Origin of the sequence: Bacteroides sp. CAG:633, assembly GCF_000435115.1 — a bacterium.
Taxonomy (GTDB): domain Bacteria; phylum Bacteroidota; class Bacteroidia; order Bacteroidales; family Bacteroidaceae; genus Bacteroides; species Bacteroides ndongoniae.
The window spans coordinates 56,279-79,414 of sequence record NZ_FR883109.1 but is presented as its reverse complement, the minus strand read 5'-3'; the positions used below and the strand labels follow the sequence as shown (position 1 = coordinate 79,414).

Here is a 23,136-nt window from a genome sequence, read left to right as displayed (position 1 = left end):
GAAAATGAAAATTTTTAAAGTTTGTTTGAGAGAGGAAGATTCCACTGTTCGGTGTATGCACCAGCCCATAACTCTTTTGCTTCAGGCATCGTAGTTTGGATTTTGGACATGATGTCAATTTTCCATTCAGTGTTTACATGATGAATGATTCTCTCGATTACTTCATTCATCTCACTTGCTTTTTCATTTTTGAGGTTAAAGTATTCGTACTTTTCACCTCCAGGAAGATCACAGGTATGAATCGGAGCATAAATCTCTTCAAAATATCTGTATAAGGCATCTACCGGTGGGTGGGTCGGCAACTGTTCTGAAATTGTTTTAAGCACTACACCAAATAGATACTTCAATTGTGGTAAAGACCGATTTTTAGCATCATCCATAATAAGTACGGTATAGTCACCATCTTTTAATTTGGAGATAACCGCTTCGGTCTCTTGGGTTACAGCCTTACTGTCTTGCACAATAAGACGTGCTTGACCGCGTAGCATTTTTGATTAACTCTTTAATGTTTGTGATTGCAAAGATAATAATATCATTTTAACTATCAAATAAAAATTAATATTATTTTTCAAACTATTTTGTAACTAACTGTATTACAGGTGATAAATATATAAAAATATATTATACTGATTTTTTAAAACATGCCGTTATATCATTCAAAGCATAAATGGGGTTATTATTTTCATCCACTTCTCTTGATATTACCACTTCATACATGCGTTGATTAGTTGTTGGACTGTTCAATGGCCCTAATTCATCTATATATGGCCCTAATTTAATAAAATTAAAATTAGACAATTCTATATCAGAAGACAACTGGGATCTGCCGGAATACCAGCCTGTCAGCAGATGGGTCTGTGTCTTGACCCAATGTGCAAGTCGGTTGATTTCAGCAGGGTTTGCATCTCCACCCATAAATGAAACAGCTGTAATTCCTCGGTTAGCTTGAATGAGTCTGGATAATTCTTCGTATGTTAGTGGTACGCCTATATCTCCGGCCAAATAACTGGAGTGGCACCCGTGACAAGCGCACGGGCAACCACTAATATTAATGGCCAATGTGATTTCATTCGGCAATTCACTGAATACCACTTTAGTATCTACATATTTCATCATATCTGAGATTTTCCATCACTATATGTTCTATTTGCTGCCTCTTTTTGTCGATCTTCACCAAATGCTTTTATTGGGCGTAAATACCCGATAACTCTGGTATATTGAGTAATATGGTGACTACCGCAACATGGACAAATATCAATCGGTTTCTTGATAATCTTACCGCAATCTTCACATTTACTATTCGGTATGTTAAATGTGAAATAGTTGGTGCCATTGGCAACTGCAAAATCTATCAATTTAAGATATTGCGATTTGCTCAAATGGTCTTCCAGATTAACATGGGCAGCCGAACCTCCGTCTGTATATTGATAAGTCTGATGTCCATGCAAAACAAATTTATCCAAAACAGAGGTGTTGTCATGGGCATCATAAAAATACGAATTATACAAATTCTCATCGTCTGGAACCCAATATCCGTCCTGCTTGTCCCAACGATAATTCTTACCGCCCAAACCTTCTGCTGGCACCACCTCAGAATTAAACAGGAAAGGTCGCTTTTTATCGTGAATGGAATGTAATTTGTTCTGCTCTTTGATAGTGCCTAACACTAATTGTAGGAATTGAATATATTCGGGGTTATTGCCTACAGTTAACCCTAAGAACCTAGCAGCTTCATTCAAGCCGTTGATACCAATAGTGGAATATAGTTTATTGATATAGATATACCCACCATTGGAAGATGCAAACATACGCTTGTCTTCCATATCATAGAGCATTGTTTTATAAGCGATATGATATTTGTACACACGCTGCAAGATTGTTGTGAGATACTGCACAAAATCTTGTTCCAAATGGACACAATTCAATGGATTAGTCTGCAATGGCTGTCCTTTAACAAGAGAATGGCCCTCAAACGGATGTTGTAACGCCCAGTCCTGTACAATACGATTGATGTTCAAGGTAATCACATTACAACTTCCGGTCATAACTCCTGTTAATCCTGAAGTGGGGCTAAATGTGTTTTCGGCCAATTCATTGCGTAACCTACAACAACTGGCTAGACTGTCCGCGCTGTCTGAGATATAAGTAAAGAACGAGTGTCCCTCAGCATACATCTCAGCACATAAGTTTTTATACTCTTGGTCAATTATATCGTGATTATTATGCACCATTGCAAAGGTTTCAACTGGGAAAGTCAATACTTGTTTAAGTCGGACTTGATTGAACCATTTCATAAACATTCGTTGCAATGTGTCCACAGCTTTCCACTCCGGGCGAGTGCCATCGGGATAGTAAAATTCACCAAATAATGACTCGAAGTATGTTTTATCGTAATATGAAATATTGGTAAAAGGCGATTGATAACTTCGGTTGCCGGCAGGTTGGTTAACGCCCCACACAAATTGTTTGAATGCCTTTAAAATATGGTCTTTAACGGTTCTACGAATTAAACAATGGGGTGTTGTTGCCTCGCAATCCAACTTGTCATACCATTTTGGACCAAATTCTTTTACCACATAATAATTGAGTGCGATAAAATATTCACCTACAGCTACCGCTCCTTTGCATTGTGCCGACAATAAAAATATCAGATTGGTAATTTGTCCGCTAAACGATTGTAAATCATTCGGTTCTGAAGGAGTAACCCCATCAATGTTGCCTACACCTTCAGTCATCAATGGGTATAAGCTGACCGCCATGCAATATTGTTTAAGCACCGGCGTAGACGCTTCATCGTGCGTATAAACGATATGATGATTCAAATCGGCTTCGTATTGTTTGGCAATTTCTGGGAATAACAGATTCAATTCATCTTTCATCCGTTGACGTTGGATAATGCGATTGGTTACTTTATACACTTCGCCTTCCAGATTTGCTACATTTTTCACAGTCACGTTAGCATTAGCGTCTGTTTCTGAAGAGCTGGCAGCGTTATCTGTTGACAAGCTGTACTGATTCATGTAATCTATTCGTTCTTTAATAAATCTGGATTGCTTGCGTTGTTCACGATATAGAATAAATGCTTTGGCTACATTATAATATCCAAATTGCATCAATGCGTTTTCTACACAATCTTGAATGGCTTCAACTTCAACAGTTCCTTCTGGATAAGAGGTCTGTATCACTTGCTTGATGTGTTCAACTACATTTGAATCATAATTAATTGATTGGCTTTCAAATACTTTTGATATTGCATTTTCAATTTTACAAATGTCAAATGCTACAATTTGACCGTTTCTTTTTTGTACTTTCATACGTTGAATTAAATAAGTTTTTGATTTAAAAATTCGTCATATAAAGGAATAGCCAACTCTCTGGCTTGTGGGTGAGCGTTAGATGCACACCGTAATTCAAAAAAATGTGGCCAATCAGTTGCAAAACCTGTCATTACAAGTTCAGTCTTTAGGGCATTAGGCAATACTGCTCTAGCTTCTTGTGCTTTCCAACCTGATTCAATAAGCGTCAAATAATCTTTTTCAGCATTATTAAGACTACAAATAAATATGCTTTCAGGTGATTTATTTCTGCTGACAAGATGATAAGGCCCGTATTGAGCTAACTCTGCCTCATTTAAATAACAAGGTTGGATAAAGGTTAATTCATTGCCAAATTTATCTTTAGAATAATTGCAATATCTGGTGGATTCCTGAGCAAAACTAAAAACACGATGTCTTACAAATTCATGTGATACACCTCGGTCACAGATAAACCGGACAGTGATTCTTTTTTCGTGATATTTTGTAGGTTCACAAATATATTGCAAATCATCCAACCAGCCGTTTTCCACTAACACTCTAAGATTAGTGGTTATAGCAACTCTTTTTTCACCATTAATAGAGCAAACAACACCTCCTTTAGAGTATTTATTAGATTCATATTTCCCCCAACCATTAGCTTCTATGGGAATAATTGTTTCTATAGGCATACCTAAATATACTGTGCCATGCTCTAACATTGCACCATGTCCGGAATTTATCATTCGTTCTACAAACGCTTTAGCGGAATCTGGTGTAATCTTATCTTCTGACTTATAACAAGTACGGCCAGCCAATTCTATTTGTTTATATACTCCTTCTAATCCAGGAGCTTGATGTAAAATTGTAAAAGATGGTTTGATTAATTTCATATCTTCTTTACGTTAAACTTTCGATAAAAGATTCAATAGTCTTGATAAGACTTGATTCATCACTTGTGTACTGAAACCATTCCAAATGTCCGTTGCGATAAAAAGGATGTGACACTCGAATACGTTCAAATGCTGAAAGAATATATCGTTCGCAAAAGCCGCATTTATCCCAGATTTTGATAATCTCAATAGTACGTTGATCTGTATGACTATTGTAATACAGTTTGCTGATACGGGTTTGAACTTTTTCGTGAGTTGAGCCAATTTTATACAACCCGGTAGATTTACATCGTAAAAGATAAAGACTTTTTGGGGTGGGTGTTGGACATGGTAACGGCTTGAAAAAGCGCGATACCTTACGCATAAAATTACGGTATTAAGTAAATGTTATAGATAGAAATCATCAATTGCAAATGCAAAACTAACAATTATATTCTAAATCACAATGAATTAGAATAGAAAAAGTATCTAATATGATACATATTGATTAATCATAATAGATACTTTTTAATACGTATTCTAATGTAATACAGCTCTTTATTTACATTTGTTTTAATGGCGTATGGCGGTCTTAATCCATATTTTTTATAATCCATCAAACAACGCCAAAATTTTGTTTTGCGAAAAAAAGGGTCATTTGAAGCATAAGCTATAGCTTCGATAAGTTCTGCTGATGGAGAACTTAATTTTAATGATTTTACGGTCTCCATCAGCAGTTTGTATTCAATTGGCACCTCGTGAGCTAACAAAAAACCTATTCGTGTCTGATCAAATCTCTTCAGACTGTACCCTTTTGGTCTTCCTGGTTTTCTTAGATGTTTCTTGCGTTTCTTGTTTTTCACTGGAGGATGATTTGACAAAAGCACGCTGTGCATTGTTTTTTTGACTTTGAATGTCTTTGCTTACATCAATGATTTTCATATTATACAATATAAGTCATTAAAAATCCGATATATTCAGAGCAACCGCTACTGCAATAATCAACTTTACAATCACGTGACCCTCCTTCAATAACACAATGCCATCGCCCTGCTTTGTTGTGAGAATAGCCAATTTCATATTTCGGAGGATCAATAGTATTAGGAAGTGTAAAAATAATGCCACTATGATGAGTATGTAATTGTCCTTGAATAGAAACTACATGCCCCACTTGCCGTACATATAATTTAGTAGTAATACCACAATTTTGGACAGTCATTGCAATCCACCCAGTATCTTTAGGCGGCACTCCTAAATCACTGGCATAAGCCGCTCCAATAGCTGTACACAAAGTACGCTTTCTGGCATCTAGTTTTGTTGAATAAGAAGGATCTCCAACATTGGGTAGTCCGTATGACACAATATCTTGAAATCCCTGAGATTTCAACACTGCGTCAGCAAACGCACTAACCGTACAAGCCCCAATAGTATTGCATACAGAAGCTTGTCCAACAGTACCACCGCCAGCACCAGATACAAATATTGAAATACTGTCAGAACGTTTTATATAGCGTTGGTCAATATCTGTATAGAAAGCGGCCCCCAATGTGTTACATAAGGCACGTTTACGACTTTCTAATTTGGTTGCATAACCAGATTCACTAGAGGCTGGAAGCCCGTATGATACAATATCTTGAAAACCCTGATCTAAATGCAATGCGCCATTAAAATCTGCAATAGAACTGGCTCCTATAGCAGCTCTTACTGCGGCCTTGCCCGGCTCTCCACCTCCGGCTTGTGTAACAAAAACTGTAATACTATCGGTTAATTTGACATAACGTTTGTCTGATTCATTTTTAGTATATACATCAGCAGCGTTAGCTTTTTTATTAATGGCTGTATTAAATGTGCTGTTGCTAACTAAGGATTCCAAGACATTTGTTCCTTTAACATATAAAGAACCGGTAATATATACGTCATTATCAATTTGTACAGAACCGATGTAATTCTTAATATGCCAATGAAAATCAGTATTGGTGGTATAACCCATAACCCCAAGGCTATCCCCACTTTTATCACGCCATAAACAATAATGTGTTAAGGTCTTGTCTGTTTTGCTAAGAGTGGGGTGAGAAAAGGTGAGTGGGATATTAGCATAAGCAATATTGACAGGACCATTAAAAATCACATTTTTATTAGCCCCAGTAACAGACATAATGATGTTACCCTTACCATCACCAATATTAGTATTGCGATAATAAGTCACCCCACCATTATACCCCCATACATTAATATTGATTGCAGCATCATTAGAAGCAAAGCCACCATTATATAAATGATTGTTGGTCAAAACAAGGTTGCCTCCTTTAGTAATGTCAGATGCAATTGCGATTTTAAGCGAAGTGCCCTGCGAATTAATAGTTCCCAGTAAAACATTGTTTGCGTAAAACTGGAATTCTCCGTCTTCAGTAATTGTTAGTTTGTGGGTTTTGTTAGATACTACTGATTGTATGGTTAAAGCTCCAGAAGCGTTATAAGACAATGTGGCTTTAGCGGAACCTCGTATCAAATCAATATTACTTTTAGAACTTACTCCAGCATTGGCAGTTAATATTCCATTGAAAGTAACCGATTTGTTGACAGATTGTGATGTTTTACTGGGATTCAATAAAAGACCATATTTACCAATAAAAGCATCTTGTAAACGTGTGGCACTGCCATCAGAACTAATACTTATAGATTGTGGAGGTACACCGGTCAACGAATCATTAACTGTAGGCACACTGGAAGCAAGGGCGCATCCATACACATTACGCCCTACTTTATCGGCAGAATCTGCATACGGCACCTTTTCAAAGTAATTGCTTTCATATATATACATGGGCCATTTAGACGCACTGGAAATACCAGAACAGTAACGGATCTTACCATTAATATATACATATCCGGCACTGATGGTATTGCCTGTGACTTGACACCCACTAATGATAAAATTGTCACAATCATTAAATATACTTGCAAAAGCTAATGCTAAATCTTGCAAGTTCATCATATCATCAATATAGGTGTATCGGCCACCTGTTTGGGATGTAAACTCTTTCATATTAACTATATATTACAATAAATTTTTTACCTGCAATACGATATAAGCCCACATAATAGCTAATCATAGCTGTCAATTCTTCTTCAGAAATTTTTTGTGTATTAATAGGTGGGCAACTCACTGTAAAACTATAATCAGTTGTAATCATCTTTTCATCTTTCCATCGTAACACGGGGTTTTTGCTCGAATTTTCATTTTTAGCGTATAATATCATATCTGAAATATCAGATAAAGCAGCCTCCCAATACAATGGAACACCAGGCGTATCACCATCAGAAATAACAATGCGCTGGGATGGGTCTAATAAATATTGGTTGAATTTGCGATTCAAAAAATACTCCAGCATAATTACTTGTGAAGTCATAGCAGCTTCAATACGCTTGTTTGTAGCCCAATCTTCCCATATCGTACCTAGACTTTTTAAAGGAGCTAATAAAGATTGTAGAAATAACACCAATCTTCTACCTCCTAAATAATGAGGAACCAACTGATTCACCATTTTATCTGTATCTATTTTATAACTTCTCATTGTTCTGAATCTAATTTTAATGCAATTGCTTCACGAAAAGTAGGCAACAGATTTTCTTCATTTTCTTTGGTGCTTTGTTTAGCATAACCGCTGGATGTATAACATTTTCGTACAATCTTTTGCAATGGGCCTAAGCCATCGTTATCATCATATTGTGCGATAAATATACCTTGCTCAACCGCTGCGTTGGGGTCAATATATACGTCAGTTACATGCTCTACACTTTGAATGGCATCTATCACCTTTTGTGCATAAATCAAAGAATCAAATTTCATATCCGCGATAAATTGAGTCAATGCTTCGTCTATTTTGTCATATAGTTCTTCTTTGCTTACTGCACCATCATAATATACTGTAACACGCGGTACTAATACATCTCCTTTGCGACTAACAACATTACATTTAACTCCAGCAAATTTAATCTGATTAAGATAGGCTCTAGCGGCAATCAATTCTTCATCGGTCAGACGACTTAAATTACTTCCGGTACCAGTAGCTACTTTTAAAATCAGTACATTGTCCTTAAATTCAGAACTATAATATTCCTGATAAGACACATGTGTAATGATACGCTTTGCTTCGTCTATAGTTGGATAATGAAAAGCGGTACCTTCTTCATTTACAACCAAATCATCGCCATATTGCCATTTCAACAAAGCATTGGCATAATACGCTGGAGTGCCATTAATTCGATTGCTAAAAACCGTAGCAATATCCAGCATAAACACATCCATCAGTTTTTCAAATGAAAATATGGCAGCAGACGTAACCCATGTAAAAGCATTGATAATAGACATTTTGGAATTATTGGTTAATTCAGTTAATTCCAAATATTGATTACGGGCTTCGACCGCTTCATTATATATTTCTGTTAATGTTCTACTCATATTTAGTTATCGTTATTCCATAATCAATGATAAAGTATAGTTAAACGTCAAATTGTCAGCAGCATATTCGATACCCTTAATATCAAAAACCCAAGGGCCAGCTTCATTCCAGGCAGGCTCATGGAGAATCACATAAATAGCTTGCATACCGGTTGTAATAATATAATTACCATGCTCATCTTTAGGTGGTTCACCGTATGTGCCGGAAGGCTGTACATCTAACACAATTTTACAATTACGTCTTTGATTATTATGTGTAGCTAAATAAATCAAATAAGCATCTATACAAGATTCATCTGCATATTTGTTATCTGTCAATTGTAAATAACTCAAACTCATATCTTGTATGGGTGTTAGAGATTCAATATCCATACCCGACAAAATCACAGAGTATGTACCCTTAAATAAAAATAGGCCCTGCAAAGAAATTTTGTTCTTCTGAGATATGAATTCATCGACAACGAGTGGCATGGTGGGCATAATTAATCCATTGATAGAAGACACATCCCATGTTTTAAGGTTAAAATCACCATATAACCGAATGTATCTTTCAGATACCACATTATCAAAATAGTGAATATACTGCTGCACATCAGACTGGAGAGTTATAGTTTCTAAAGGCGTATTGTCTCCCCAATCTACAATCATAGAATGGTCTCCAGACACATGTAAAGTTAAAGACACGCTATTATTAGGTATTTGGATATAACAACGTAATTCTGCATCAGTAGATTTGTAGTAAATGTTTCTTGTAGCATTTGCCGGAACAATATGTGTAGTATAGAATTCATTTACAATACTTTGATGTATAATAGTTTGCTCATCCCAATACAATTCGTCTCCTTCTTTTAATTCTGTATCATACGACAATTCAGGATTGTTAGCCATTAATTCAAAAATACCCTCAATGCTGCCAAATAAATATAAGGCAACATCATATATATTTTGATTCTTTTGTACTTTATACACTTGCATCGGCTTCTGTAAAATCTAAATCCAACTCCAGATCTCCTGTATAAGAGTTAAAGGCAGCATTTTTTACTGTTACTTTGTCAGCTTTAAATTCTGATTGCAATCTATCAGCTAAATCTGATTGACTTAAATTACTATGTAAATATCGTACTAACCCCACGCCCGACACTGGATAGCGATAAGCATTAGAGGGAACGCATTGCAACATTAAATTACGATTCTGAAAGTTGGCATTAACATTAATCAAATCAGAATTCTGGTTAGACCATATCCACGCGTCACCATTAATAATTTGGATTAAATAATCCGTGGTACTGACCATAAGTAATTGAGATGCACAAATTTGTTTTTGTGTCTTATTATATAATTTGGTCAATATATTAAACCATTCTGTTCGGTTCACTGGGTTTATCATGGTTTGTAAAGAACCGTTTTCCAATTCTCTTACAATCCGAATAGTTATAGGCTTATAAATTGGGGTATAAGGAATAGACACCCTTACCCCCGTTTCTTCTAACATACGAGTTGACACATATTCTGGTATGGTTATTTGTCCATATAAATATGTATCTCCCTCTTGAACCCATTCAAATGGATAAGTAGCTACTAAGTTTTTATCATGTAGCACTATATCGTGTGTGGAAGTATTTATTTGAATATCTTTACGCATAATTTTATATATACATCCAATCGTTTAGATTGCTAATATAAAACATAAATGAGCCATCATTTCTACTAGAGTCATCACTTGTATCTACAATAATACTAGTAGTGTTTCTACTAGTCAAAGTTGCTTTGATGGGAGCTGTAGACGAACCTGAAGAGTAACCATACCCTGTCAACATAACCAAACAATCTGAAGCACTGGAAAACCAGGTACTTGAAAATGAAATCTGATACCTGCCTTCTGATAAACGAGTTACTGACATTGAGCTGCCGTCAAAAGTTTTATAACTAATACTTGCTCCACTGCTATAACCAGACACCATACCTTGTGCCAACACTTTTAGTCCTCTACCATATCTTTTAGTTGAACCTAAATCAATTCTACGAACGACAATCCAACCATAAAAAGTGCGATCATCTCCATATCCTATTAATTCAACCATTTCTCTTGAAACAGTTAAAGTTGATTTAGAAAGACCATCTTCAAAAAAGTATTTACCAGAAGGGGCTGATACTGTGGCTTTACCGGTAAATGTTTCTCCATTAAACTTCCAGTTAGCTATTCGCATAATACGACCACTATCATTTAACGTCCACGATAGCATACTATTTAAACTACCGTCTTCCCACCCTCCAGATGCACCTCCTGCAACATTATCAAATGTAAGTGTTTCACTAGAATTACCACCAATATTGACATATATTCCAGAACGTGCCCAAGGTTGTCTGACTGTACCGGTTATTTTAACATTTTTCAATACACTAGACTCTATATTGGCTGTTTTTATCGTCATCACGCCAGTATTGGTCCAAGTGATATTACCTTTTGCCACAAAACCGGAACCATCATTTTTCAAAGACCAATATGAGCCATTACTTATTGTCCCATCACTACCTAGCGATACGCTGTTTTTTGTAATACTGTTTGCTCCAATAGTCCAACCGCCAATTTTACCTTTAGTAAATGTACAACTTAAACCATTTATATAGTTGGTATTAATAATGTTAGCTTTAATACTGTCACCATCAATCTGAGCGGACGTAATGGTATTAGCGGCAATCTTATCTGCTGTAATGCTTTTTGCACCAATGCGGTCAGCATCAATTGTACCTGCTGTAATCTGATTAGCATTGAGTGTTGCTGTGTATATACCATTTGCATCAATAGTAGTTGTGTAACGCTCTGATGTTGTTACGTCAAACACGGTGGCATACGCTAAATACCAGGTAACATTATAAGCACCGGTAATTGCAAAAAAATGGGTTGATGAAAAATTGGATGTACCACAATATACTTTACAAATATATTCTTGCCAATCACCAGTACCTTTAGTTGGAGTAAGCCATTTTTGTGTGCCTCCAGTTCCCATACTGTTAGTATGAAAAGTAATATCTCTTCCTACAGGAATTTTAGCAATAATTCTTGTAATAAAGATTTTTCTATATCCACATTGAGTAGTAAATGAAAAACCCCCACAATAAGGCGAAGCTGTACCGGTATTTTTAATAGTCAACATTTTTCCGCTATCATTAGGTACAGTCGAGCTACTGGTACGAGTGATTGTAACTGTACCATTGCCACTATTATTATATACACTAATGCCATTGCCTCCTTCTACAAATGTAGGATCACGATATAACATTTTCCCAAATGCCATTGCAGACGCAAGTTCTTTAGCGGCTGCTTCAGCTGCCTCGGCTGCTTTTTGTGCCTCATCAATAGCCTCATCTTTGGCTGCATCAGCTGCTTCTTGAGCGGCATTGGTCCAATTGAGAATCACACTGGCACCAAAAGTAACATTGCCGGCAGCATCCCATTTAATATTACCATCTGCTAACGATCCTGACCCATCAGAATTAAGCCCCCATTTAAAGCCACGGATTCCTTTTGTTCCAATCGTAATAGATCCAGACGCATTCGTGAATTGCCCTGATGTATTGTTTTTATTTCCCAAATACAAAGATTCAGAATCAAATTTCCATCCGGCAATCAAAGCCCCTTGATTATCTATAGAGAATATAATGGTACTATCTTTATAGCCATAGATACCTGCCTCCGCTTCACTTAAAGTAAATGGAAGGGTTTGGCCTAAATATCCGCTCAGTTTACCTAAATACACACCGGTCAATTTGCCGGCAGAAGTTTTCATACCAGCAAAAATACGAGGGGTCACTACATAATTAGATCCTATTTGAGTGTATGACCCTTCCCATTCATCTAAAAAGGCTAGTTCTTTAGGGTTTCTTACCATTGCAAAGCTAAAGCGCACTGACATTTCAAAATTATCTTGCGTTTTAATAACAATAGTCAGAAAACCAGACTGAACATTAGCTGCAACATTAGTTAATGCTACTCTCCATGAATAATCACCGGCATTTTCATACGAATATTTAATGCCATCCGCACTAGGGAATACATTTAAAATGGTAAATTTGACAGGTGTTTTACCAGACCACACAGAGATTGTTGTATAAGCATCTGACAAATCTGCATTATTGCCATCATTATCAGTAGCACATACTACAGAGGGAGTAGTCATTGATACAGTATAACTACCTACTGCCAACACATCTTTCCATGCTAATATTACATCATTGGAAAATTGCACATTGCCATCTTGGTCCCAAGAAATATTGCCGTTTGCCAACGAACCGGAGCCATCTTGATTTAAGAACCACCTGTTGTTTGCTTGTTTAATATTGGCAGTTGAAATCGTGCCAGAAATAATTTGATCGGCTGCTAAAGTACCGGTATATATACCTTTTTGGTCGATATAAGTTAAATAGGTACCAATCAATTGGCCGTATTTATTGCCAGCCGCCTTCGCCGCTTCCTGTGCTTCGTTTGCAGCAGAAAGGGCAGCGTCAGAATATCCTTTCAGGTTATCCTGGATTTTCTTGTTTGCTGTTTCTACGGCTGTGTTAAAAGCTGACAAAGCGGAATTGAACGCTGTAAATTTAGCATTCACATTATTCTTTTCTTCCGTTGTTACCTTTCCATCAGAAATAGCTGTATTGATACATGCAATTAAATTACTGATAGCTCCAAACAACGATACTTTAGTATTCAGTAGGGTAGTCTTTTCGGTACCGTCTAAATAAGTGTTCGCATACAACTTTGTATAAGTAGCTTCGACACCAGCTTTTGTATTATTGACTATATTGATATATTTCTCTATAGCCTGCGCTTCAGTGCTGGAAATGATTCCGTCTGAGAATGCTCCATCCACATATCCTTTTAGAGAATCAAAATTACTTTGAGCTAAGTCGGCTGCATCCTTAGCCGCCTTCGCCGCTTCCTGTGCTTCGTTTGCAGCAGAAAGGGCAGCGTTTTGTGCATTTTCAATTCCAACACTCCATTGAAGCGTAACATCTTTAGAAAATGTGACTTTACCAGTTTCGTCCCATACAATATTGCCTCCGGCCAACGCACCGGCACCATTTTTGTCCAAATAAAATTTATAGCCGCGAATACCATTAGTACCAATCGTAATACTGGAAGCGTCTTTGGTAAATTGCCCCATATTATTATTCTTGGTGCCAAGCCAAAAAGCAGATTCATCAAAACTCCATCCGGCAATATAATTTTTAGAACCGGCTGAAAACATAAGTTTATCTCCTTTATATCCGATAAACCCATAATCGGCGTTACTGATATAATACATTGCAGCACCGCCATATTGTTTTACCCAATCAAACTGATCACCTTCTAATTCTGAAGTTATGACATTTGCGGCAGCAATAAATCGTCTGGAAGAATTGATGGCTACACCTACTTTATAAATACTTTGTTCACCGATAGTCCAACCAGCTAATTCTCCAGAACGTGCAATAATATGTCCGTCAAAAGACGCATTGCCTTTTGCGTCCATCGTTACCTTTCCATTGGCAAACGAGGCACTTCCGTCTTTTTTCAAAGCCCAATGTTCTATTCCGTCACTTTGCGAAGAAATAGCACCTTCAGACTTAATGGTTAAAGTACCATCAAGACACTGGATAGAATCTGGGGTAATATCCCACCCTCCAATCCTGGCTCCATTATTGTCGATGTAAAATACTATTTTGTTGTCTCGATAACCGTACAAACCTTCTTCAGCATCCGACAATGTAAATGGAAAAACTTCACCGATAAATCCTTTGAGTTTTCCTAAATAAATACCTGTAATTTTACCTTCACTAGTCTTATGTCCAGCAAATAATTTGGGGGTAATAACATAGTTAGAGCCAATCTGGGTGTGCGTACCGTTCCATTCTTCAATCCAATCAAGATTGGTAGTATTACGAACAACAGAAAAATTAAATCTTGCTGATGTTTGATACCCATCGGGTGTACGCACAATAATATCCAAAGACCCAGAAGTAATATCAGAAGCTAATCCAATAATAGAAACTTTCCAATTATATGGACCAGCAGGCACATAAGTATATTGAATACCATTAGTGCTGGGAATGACATTAATTATTTCAATGGGTTGGCTTACATTGCCTTTAGACAATGACACATTGGTATAAGCACAACTCAAATCTGGGTCAGAACCATCGTGATTGGCAGGTATAGATACAGAAGAGGTGGTAAGCGATAGGCTGTACCCATCGTTTACCACCGCAATTGTTATATATCCTTGTGCTAATAAATCTGCCATATTCTCAATTTTTTAATTAAGAATAGGCTTTCTCGAACAGGAGTGTTGCTATTTATACGACTTTTCCCAATGCCTTCATTACTTGCGAAGCCACATTACGGGCCATAGATCTCCAAGCTACCAAATCATCATATTCATCCTCAATACGACCTTCAACATGATTACATAAAATAGCTTCTACATCGTCTTGCGAATATTTACTGCGTACAATGCTGGAGATAATATGACTATAATCTGGGGTTACATCTACATGCCAAGCTGTATATTCTGTAGCTTGCTGAGGCTCTGCGTCTTCATCCATTAAAGGCACAGTTACTTCTTTTGATTGCTCATTAAAATACACCTTGATTAACCCCTGTCCTAAATCTGCATACAAAGGTGCTGGAGTATAAGCCCGATACAATTCTACTTCGTTCATACTAAAACAATTAAACAATATCAGTATAATAACTAAGTCGAGCGTGATTAATCGCCGAAATCATTATGTCTTCACATTCATCTAAACGTGCAAAGTAAGCACGTCTACGCTTGATAGCGCGAGATGAAGCTGATGTTGATTGACATTGAGTTGTAGTTTGTGTAGGCTTAGGTGATTGTAATTGAGATGGCAATTGGTATGTTTTAAGACCGGTTTGTAAAAACCATAAACGACGACAATTACCATGTTGACACCATCCTTTAATGCAGCTAACACCTCTTGTTTACGTTGAGGGGTCATCGCTCGCTTCATGTATCGGCAAAATTGTTTTTTGATAGATTTACGCAATAATCTGTGTTTATGATAAAAGCGATAACCTAAAAAATCTATGCCGACTTTTTCAACTTCAAAAAGTTGTACAGTGTCTTTTACAACTAAATTTAAACGTTCTGATGCAAATTTTTTAATCTCACGTAGAATCCATTTCAAATACCCCTTATGGTCGCTAAGTACCACTATATCATCACAATATCTGTAATAAAATTTTACACCTAATTGATCTTTGACATAATGGTCTAATGGAGATAAATAAACATTGCTCATTAATTGACTAGTTAAAGAGCCGATCGGTAATCCTTTTGGCGTACTAAAAATAATGTCATCCATGAGTGCTAAAAACGCTTTGTCCTTATACAATCTATGGAATTCACGACTCATAATTGCCGGAGTTACAGACGGAAAGAACTTCTTTAAATCAATTTTTAAACAAAATTTAGTTGCATCAGGGTACCGCCTCAAAGCTCTTTGCAATCGGTTGGTACCGTCCATCAAACCACGCCCTTTAATACAACAAAATGTATCACGTATGAAGCTACGTACACGTCTAGGCTCGATAACGTTAACGATTGCGTGATGCACAATACGATCAGGAAAATAAGGCAATTTAGAAATATCGCGCAATTTGCCCTGATCTGCACGAATGGTAAATGTTTTATACGGACTTGTATGAAAAGTTCCGTTCACTAACATTTCTTTTAATGCCAAAAAATTTTCTTTACGGTGTTTATTGTATTTAATACAACCGTATTTCTTCTTTTTACCTAATTGCGATTTATGCACCGCTTTTTTGAGATTTTTCACCGAATGAATTCGGCACATCACATGACCTTCTTTTTTCACAATTTTAATTGTTTTTAATACTTAAAGTCTCCTTTAAGCCGCATACAGCTACTTCGGATTAACAAATCCTACCATACCATTGTACACTGTTAGACATCTTCTCCAAGTAAGTATTTCGTTACTCAGAAATGGTGTGAGATTCCTTCAAACAGAAATATTTTAGCTTGTAGGCCATAAAGGTTAGCTGAGGCACGATGTTCCAATTCGAGTTCCCGAAAGAGTTATTCGCGTTCACGTAACCGGGGGCGCAATTCGAGCCGTTGTTCGCGTTCCCACCACCGTGCAGAAGGTTTTTAGAAACCTCACCACCATAATTTACTTATTCACTATACAAGATTAGTATTCCCTAATAAAAAGAGTTTGGAAAATTAGCCAGCAGCAGCTACTAATTCTTTTCCATTAACAAAATTCAACTTACCGTAGTAGGAGAGCCGAGGCACGACGGACCAATGCGAGTCCCCGAAAGAGTAACCCGCGTCCACGTAACCGGGGGCGCAATTCGAGCCGTGGTTCGCGCACCCACCACCGCGCAGAATTTCACCACCACCATTCATATACCACATTGCAGCATAATTTAAGGTAGTATTATTAGTTGTTTGAAAAGCTGTAGGTAACAAATCTGCTTTCTCTCCAAAAGCCATCTTGGTAGGGCATTTACCATTACTATTGGTATCATTGTTAAAATAGGCAGTGCGATAATTAACTCCAGATGGAGGGTTGCCATTCACTACTTTATTATCATCCCAAATATAAATGGTACTACCATTATGGATATTTCCGGCAATAAATTGCCACTTTTTGCCCCAAGCTGACTCTTTACCAAATAAAGAAACTTCCGAGAATTGTTCAGAAGTATCAGGCGCAGTAACCGAAACTTTACCGCTTGCATTGCCTAAAGACAAAGTACATCCAGACGGAATTGTATAAGCTACACCTGATGCTGACCCTGAGTTGGTGCCTCCAATAATACCAGAGCCTAAAGTGGGGCGTACATTACGATTTTTACAAAAATCGTGAGCAAGTAAATTGTCCGCATTCCAAGCGGTCCAATTCATTAACCCCCAATCTTTACCATAATTTTGTGCATATCCCCAGGCTGTTGACATGCTAATACTATCTTTAGGTAAAGTATTGGCCAAACTCATTAAACAGATTTGCCCATCAATAGTTTCTACAGAACCCAAAAACGCCCCCTCAACAATAGTATCATACAATAAAGTAAATCCCTGCATAGGGGTTGGGCTTTTATAAACTCGTACAACAGTAGATGACAAACGAACTACTTTGCCATACAAAGGTGGTCTGTATGCCATTGTTTGTCCATAACTACCATCATGTTTTGCAGCTGTACCATCTTCAAAATAGTTACTGTCTGTGGCATTAAGCCTAGCAGCATCACCATTTCGATTAACAATGATACGGCCACACATATCAAAATAATTCTGGCGAACTTCCATATTTCCACCAACAGCTAATGCAGTATTGTTGCCTTCATCGTAATCAACAAACCAATACATCATGCTACTGCGCAATTCTGCAATATCATTAGTATTTTGGTCGATAGCTGCTCCAATCTGATTAACTTCTGCGGCTGTAAATGTATCGCCGGTCTTTTTGTTTAAATTTAATAATCCCATAATAAACAATGATTAATCTTTAGCAACTTTACAGCCAAATTTGGCTGTATTAATCAAATCGGTTAATCGGACGGTTAAATTTCTTCCGTACCCCTCATGTTGCTGGGCAAATTCTGTGTCGCTTTCACTGTTGCCACTTTCCTTTACCCAACTAAACATATTGTCGGGAATTAAATTTGTCACCTCTTCATTGCCATAATATACGCTGGCTGTCAATGTGGTTTCTTCAACACCGTCCTTTAAAATAGTGCCACGCGAAGCAGTTATCAACACGCTATATACGTTTTCACCATTTTTTGTTTTTTGTATAGTAATAGTATCTGAGTATTCTGAAGAGTTTATTGTAACAACACATTTTATAGTTAATATTGTTTTTTCCTGCCAATAACTTGCTGTAGGTAAAATTGTTAAAGTGCGTCCGTTCTCACCTTCTAACAATACATAATCCCCTGAAGAAGAGAGATAATACCATTTTCTACCACTTGATGTGGACACAAAATTGGTTTCGCTTATCTGAAGAGTAATACTGGTGGGGGCATAAGTGTCATTTTCTTGCACAAATACGGTAGGTCCAAGAATCCTGATTGATTTTGGTTTAATAGCCTCTTGGGTGGTTTCATCCAAATCCTCCCACTTGATTGTGACATCTTGTAATAATATTTTATCTTTTGTCCATTTAAACCGTCCATTGGCAAACTGTCCTGTCCCGTCATTATTAATAATAAACGAATTGTCTCTACTGGAGATGGAGCCGTCATCATTCAGTTTAAGTAATGGATTCTGAATAGTTCCACCGATGCCCCCTTTGTTAAACCAGGCTCCATAATCTTCTACGTATGACAACACATCATCAGTTGGTTGGTATTGGGTGGCGTATTTGCCTTTTTCAATTTGCGGTGCGGTAAAATAAATAGTGCCTTCAGACTGTTGCAAAGACATTTGTAGAGGCACATCTTGATTGGGGTCTTGTATGATAAAAGCCACAGAATAGCGTTGCCATGTCCCGTTTCCTTCCACAATAATAGTACGGATGGAATATCCGTTTTGTGAGATTAGAATATCGCAATCGGTATCTGTTTTCAACCAAAAAGAAAAACAATATTGTTTACCTAATTTCCCCAATATCCAAGCATTTGTTTGGGCATTTAATATAATGGTACGGTCTGAACTATATACTTCACCCACGCCGACAGGATTGTCACTAGTAGCGACAATACTGGTTGCAGAATCAAAGTCGCACGCAACACTATTTATAACCACGTTTTTATGTATCTTTCCGGCATAGAATGTACATCCGAACCCGTTCTCGTCACCGGCTGTTAACGTACCGGAAATGTTGACTTGCTGGGTGGCGTACAAACGTTGCATATAGGCTCCATAATTATCCAACGTGCCGAAAACCGGGTCGTTGATACCGTTAAGCTTTCCTAAACGCATCTTTAAACCTCCGGCAAAATTGGCGACAGAGGACAACAATACAATATTCAAATCAGAAATTTCCACTGTATCTCCTTCAGATAGATTATCGTTCACGTTCAAAGAAAACATACGTTGATAGCGGTCTGAAAAATCTACAGTAATAGCATGAAGTTGATAAGTCCATTCGGTTGTTGAGGTAACATTTAAAGTACCGTCTATTCTGGAACCGTCTGTATATCCCAACGAAGCGATAATATTGTTTAATGTGCGGTTGGACTTTATTTTATAGGAAATCAATACACGATCTGGATTGCCCAAAGTTTTTTCAATGTGTTGTTGCAAACCGATAAAAGTACCGGTGTTGGCTGTAACCGAATTACGTACAAATGAGCATATTCGGTAATTATCCAGATAACTTTTTTGATAAGTCGCTGTCACATACGCACGACCGACTATTGTATATTGGGAAAAATAATCAGTCCACGACACATTGTTAATACTGGATGGATAGCATAAACTCTGTTCAACAGGAATACCGTCTATAACATCTATATATGGTGACTGTTCATCGCTGGCGGTCATATAAATGGCTCCCAATCGGTTGGCGTCCCATAAATTAGTAACACGTACAAAATCTAACAATTCTCCGGACATTGGGGCATCGCCTTCCAGCAATGCTCCAATAAACCACGGACGTTCTTTTTGCACAGATTCTCCATTTTCAATTACAGTAACAGTATCTGTTCCGGTTTCTAACACACACATGAGCGAATAAATAAGATTAGGAGAATCGAAATACTGCCTACGTACAATATCTCCTACATGTAACCCTTGTGTTTTTTTAGAATCTTCACTAATACTGACTTTAAATTTTCGATATGAATATACTGCCATTATAATATTTCTTCTACAATATCTCCACTACAAGAATCGCTAACCCACATAGAGCCATTTGTAGCAGAATTTTTTTGAACTTCTAATTCGTATATGCGCATTTTTTTACGCACGGTTACTTCATCAAATGTTGCACAAATATTTCCGGTTAATCCATTTTTATAGATTTTCCACCCACTACCGGCAAAGCCAGCAGAAAAAGTAACGGAGCCTATATCATCTACAAAATAAGCATGGCCATAATGTTTTACACCATCACTGATAGCTAACCAATAAATATTGTCATTAAAGAATAGCGTATTCTCCAAGATACGGGTTTTGCTACCGGAAATTCCAAGAGATGTTTTTCCTTCTAACGGTTTGTCAAAAACGTAAAAATCTGCATCTGTGGCAAACATCAAGCTGGCAGATACACGATTGGCCGGCGCATATAAACTAGTCGAAACCTTATATCCAAACGAAGTATTATATCTTTCAGTTAATTGTACTGTACTGGCTTCACTGGTATCGTTATATCGGAATGGTCCTTCAAAAATAACTAATTCACCATCGCTATAAAATCCAGGTCCTCCTGTATCTACAAATTTCAAATAACGATGAAAAACCACGCCGGAATTTTCAGTAGATACTTTATAGGTGGTCATTAGTGTGTTACCTAATCCATGACCAGCTTTAAATGATTCTGGGAAATAAGCGGATCCGAATTTAGAGATGAGTTCATATTCGCCATCATCATCATATAATCCTGATTGTAAGGTGATTTTTTGTGTGCCGTCATCTCCCAAATTCAAAATCTTATTTGCAGCAGAAAAAGAAATCACATTGTCATTTTTAACATGAATAATATAATTCCCATCAAATTGTACGCCGCCTGTAATAATATTAAGGTCTCCGGTAAGTTGTGCTAATTTGGCTTTAGTAATGGCAAATACACCTGTATTGTTATAACCTAAAGTCACACCATTTAATGCGGAAACAGTTGATTTAAAAGTGCTGGAATTTTCTACTGTAAATGTGCCATATACATGGCTATTACGCATTGTCCAATCTACTTCTTTTCTATTTGCATTTCCGGAATGATAAAACTCCAGACCGTTATAATTGATACCATCTTTAGAAATAGTCAAATCACCTAAACGGATCACTCCAGAACAAGTTACGTCACCATTTAAAGCAATATTGCTGGCATCAAGTGATAAAATATCATTGTCATAGCTAATAACATTATAGCCATTAATATATAAACCATGTGCATTAAGGTGTAATTCACCATCTATGCTGACTATGCTTTTTCTGGCAGCCGGATCTTCTTCTGTAGTCTGATAAACATCTAAGATTTTAATTCCATTAGCTCCGGATGAAAATCCATACAAAGTATTTAATTTGCCCAACATGGAGTCACCGTTTAATGAAACGGCACCGCTAATTCCACCACTATCTCCAACTCCTAAGCTAGTCACTGTAGCGTTGGCAAATAAATAAGCAGCGTTTTTACGGGTAATGTCTTCATGCTCTTTAATAGTAGCGTTAATTTTAGCCTCATCAACAATGCTAGTTTCAAAAGTAATGGGAAAAACAGCTTTATCGAGTTGTAATAAACCGCTTCCGTCTTCTGACACATGTACATAATCCGGTCCGGTCAGGTCTGGAAGAGTTTCTTTAGAAGCTTCCTCCAGACCTGCTACCAAACGATTATACATATCTTCTAAAGCACTGCCTTCAGGGATATTAGCGATACCTTCATTTAATTGCGCCATATTATTCTGCAACTTTTACAGTTTTTGATAAGATACCGGATGTAGCAGCTTTATATGATTGCACCTTTGCTTGCAAAGAAATAAATTGAGCTACATTGGCCGGCGGTTGAGGTCCCATCATAGTGGGAGTCATCATTTGTGACAATGCACTTAACCAATCTATTAACAGTGTAGCCAATTGATTGCCCAACACAGCAGGTTCTTTGGCATTTCCACTACCTAAATACACGCCATCGCTTTTAATAATAATTTCTTTTGCGTCATACTTTGCTAATAACTGTTGTGCATCCAATAATAGCTCGGTCTTATCATGTTTTGATAATATTTGGTCAGCAGTAACTTCTATACTGCTCTTGTCTGCATCGCTTTCGCCTTTTGCAACTTCCGTTAATGCAGACTTGGGGGTATAAACAGTATGTGCATATACACCTGTTTTTTCAAGCTCATGGACATCTGGGCCATCTTCAGAGTCTTCCCATTCTTTTGTTTCAGTAGCACCGATTGTAACCTGATTATGAGCATCAATCTGTACTGTATCTGCGTGAGAATATTGAATCACATATTCACGTAATGTATCAGGGTCCGTAGTAATGACCACATCTGAATACAAATAAGGAATAATCACTAATCCGTTTTCATTATTTTGAATAGCCGAAAGATATACTCCTTCATGCAAACCTACTGGTAAACCATTGTCTAAATATTGTTTTTCAGACAAATCTGATAAATATTCCTGCACATCTACTGTACCACATAACTCATCGCTGGCATCTGTATGTACTTTAACTACAAATCCAGAAACTTTAGAAGTATTTTTAATCACATTAGTATGTGGATTGACCAGTTTATGTAATGCAATTTGCCTGATTGCTTCATAAATGGTTTCGTTTGCATTTAAATTGCTTATATCCTTTTTCATACTCATAC

The 23,136-nt window shown here is 37.1% G+C and carries 18 protein-coding genes; all 18 read right to left on the bottom strand.

Going from position 1 to position 23,136, the window contains the following annotated elements; translation table 11 throughout:
• Positions 1-14 precede the first annotated feature (14 nt).
• The 18 genes from QVP67_RS11415 to QVP67_RS11335 all read right to left on the bottom strand — a co-directional run bounded on the left by QVP67_RS11415 (position 15) and on the right by QVP67_RS11335 (position 23,128).
• A complete protein-coding gene (locus QVP67_RS11415) occupies positions 15-488 on the bottom strand; it encodes a hypothetical protein (protein ID WP_022163694.1) in 474 nt (157 codons plus the stop codon).
• A 133-nt stretch (positions 489-621) separates the two neighbouring features.
• On the bottom strand, positions 622-1,116 hold the full coding sequence (gene nrdG, locus QVP67_RS11410; RefSeq protein WP_288180146.1) for an anaerobic ribonucleoside-triphosphate reductase activating protein: 495 nt from the start codon (positions 1,114-1,116) through the stop codon (positions 622-624).
• Positions 1,113-3,314: an anaerobic ribonucleoside-triphosphate reductase gene (nrdD, locus tag QVP67_RS11405; RefSeq protein ID WP_022163692.1), complete on the bottom strand. Its 2,202-nt coding sequence runs from the start codon at positions 3,312-3,314 to the stop codon at positions 1,113-1,115. Before nrdD ends, nrdG begins: the two co-directional genes overlap by 4 nt.
• An 8-nt stretch (positions 3,315-3,322) precedes the next feature.
• The gene (locus tag QVP67_RS11400) at positions 3,323-4,186 is read right to left on the bottom strand and encodes an FAD-dependent thymidylate synthase (protein WP_022163691.1); all 864 of its coding nucleotides are present in this window, start codon (positions 4,184-4,186) and stop codon (positions 3,323-3,325) included.
• Between the two features lie 7 nt (positions 4,187-4,193).
• A complete protein-coding gene (locus QVP67_RS15690) occupies positions 4,194-4,550 on the bottom strand; it encodes a GIY-YIG nuclease family protein (protein ID WP_022163690.1) in 357 nt (118 codons plus the stop codon).
• 127 nt (positions 4,551-4,677) lie between these two features.
• Positions 4,678-5,028, bottom strand: coding sequence for a hypothetical protein (locus QVP67_RS11395; protein ID WP_288180145.1), 351 nt, complete (start codon positions 5,026-5,028; stop codon positions 4,678-4,680).
• Positions 5,029-5,108: 80 nt separating this feature from the next.
• Positions 5,109-7,208, bottom strand: coding sequence for a hypothetical protein (locus QVP67_RS11390; protein WP_022163688.1), 2,100 nt, complete (start codon positions 7,206-7,208; stop codon positions 5,109-5,111).
• Position 7,209: 1 nt separating this feature from the next.
• Positions 7,210-7,737 carry a hypothetical protein gene (locus QVP67_RS11385; protein ID WP_288180144.1) on the bottom strand — a complete coding sequence of 176 codons (528 nt, stop codon included), beginning with the start codon at positions 7,735-7,737 and terminating at the stop codon, positions 7,210-7,212.
• Entirely contained in the window at positions 7,734-8,624 is an 891-nt protein-coding gene (locus QVP67_RS11380) for a hypothetical protein (RefSeq protein ID WP_022163686.1), read from the bottom strand. The genes QVP67_RS11385 and QVP67_RS11380 overlap by 4 nt, the downstream gene beginning before the upstream one ends.
• A gap of 12 nt (positions 8,625-8,636) precedes the next feature.
• On the bottom strand, positions 8,637-9,599 hold the full coding sequence (locus QVP67_RS11375; RefSeq protein ID WP_022163685.1) for a hypothetical protein: 963 nt from the start codon (positions 9,597-9,599) through the stop codon (positions 8,637-8,639).
• Positions 9,586-10,266: a hypothetical protein gene (locus QVP67_RS11370; RefSeq protein ID WP_022163684.1), complete on the bottom strand. Its 681-nt coding sequence runs from the start codon at positions 10,264-10,266 to the stop codon at positions 9,586-9,588. The genes QVP67_RS11375 and QVP67_RS11370 overlap by 14 nt, the downstream gene beginning before the upstream one ends.
• A 4-nt stretch (positions 10,267-10,270) precedes the next feature.
• The gene (locus QVP67_RS11365; RefSeq protein WP_022163683.1) at positions 10,271-14,905 is read right to left on the bottom strand and encodes a hypothetical protein; all 4,635 of its coding nucleotides are present in this window, start codon (positions 14,903-14,905) and stop codon (positions 10,271-10,273) included.
• A gap of 52 nt (positions 14,906-14,957) precedes the next feature.
• Positions 14,958-15,323: a hypothetical protein gene (locus QVP67_RS11360; RefSeq protein WP_022163682.1), complete on the bottom strand. Its 366-nt coding sequence runs from the start codon at positions 15,321-15,323 to the stop codon at positions 14,958-14,960.
• Positions 15,324-15,404: 81 nt separating this feature from the next.
• Positions 15,405-16,502, bottom strand: coding sequence for an RNA-directed DNA polymerase (locus QVP67_RS11355; RefSeq protein WP_288180143.1), 1,098 nt, complete (start codon positions 16,500-16,502; stop codon positions 15,405-15,407).
• A gap of 368 nt (positions 16,503-16,870) precedes the next feature.
• Positions 16,871-18,139, bottom strand: coding sequence for a hypothetical protein (locus QVP67_RS11350; protein WP_022163680.1), 1,269 nt, complete (start codon positions 18,137-18,139; stop codon positions 16,871-16,873).
• A 12-nt stretch (positions 18,140-18,151) separates the two neighbouring features.
• Positions 18,152-20,452, bottom strand: a complete 2,301-nt coding sequence (locus tag QVP67_RS11345; protein ID WP_022163679.1) for a hypothetical protein — start codon at positions 20,450-20,452, stop codon at positions 18,152-18,154.
• Positions 20,452-22,209 carry a hypothetical protein gene (locus tag QVP67_RS11340; protein ID WP_022163678.1) on the bottom strand — a complete coding sequence of 586 codons (1,758 nt, stop codon included), beginning with the start codon at positions 22,207-22,209 and terminating at the stop codon, positions 20,452-20,454. The genes QVP67_RS11345 and QVP67_RS11340 overlap by 1 nt, the downstream gene beginning before the upstream one ends.
• 1 nt (position 22,210) lies before the next feature.
• A complete protein-coding gene (locus QVP67_RS11335) occupies positions 22,211-23,128 on the bottom strand; it encodes a hypothetical protein (protein WP_022163677.1) in 918 nt (305 codons plus the stop codon).
• Positions 23,129-23,136: the final 8 nt, after the last annotated feature.